Consider the following 424-nt stretch of genomic DNA (forward strand, 5'->3'; position numbering starts at 1 on the left):
TACTTAAACGTATAGAACATGAACTCAATCATCAAAATATTCAACATGTCACAATACAGACTGAAACTTCTAACAATAATCATAGTGAAAAATTGTTTTGTATCGTGAAAGAAGAAGAATGTCAATATCATTATTAAATAAACAACCATTATTTTTTAATAATGGCTGTTTATTTAATTATTCCAATATATTTAATATATCTTTTTTGTTATTTTCAAATCCCACGTAATATTTAAACAACTTTTTTTTATCTCAAAAATTTTTTTTATAAAAAACAAATAATGTAACAATTCGGTTGCTTGATATTTTTTTCATTTCTTCTTCTAAGTCCAAATTTTGACTTACATCTTTATGACTATAACTAATCTCTTGAGAGTTTAAATACCTTTTTGATTCTTGGCAATCAGAGCATGTAGGTCTTGTG

The 424-nt window shown here is 24.1% G+C and carries 1 pseudogene; it reads right to left on the minus strand.

From position 1 onward, the window contains the following. Positions 1 to 177: 177 nt before the first annotated feature. Positions 178 to 424 (minus strand): annotated as a pseudogene (locus EN850_RS33695) (glutaredoxin domain-containing protein); the annotation flags it as partial.

The organism is Mesorhizobium sp. M8A.F.Ca.ET.207.01.1.1 (genome assembly GCF_004794715.1).
Classification (GTDB): Bacteria; Pseudomonadota; Alphaproteobacteria; order Rhizobiales; family Rhizobiaceae; genus Mesorhizobium.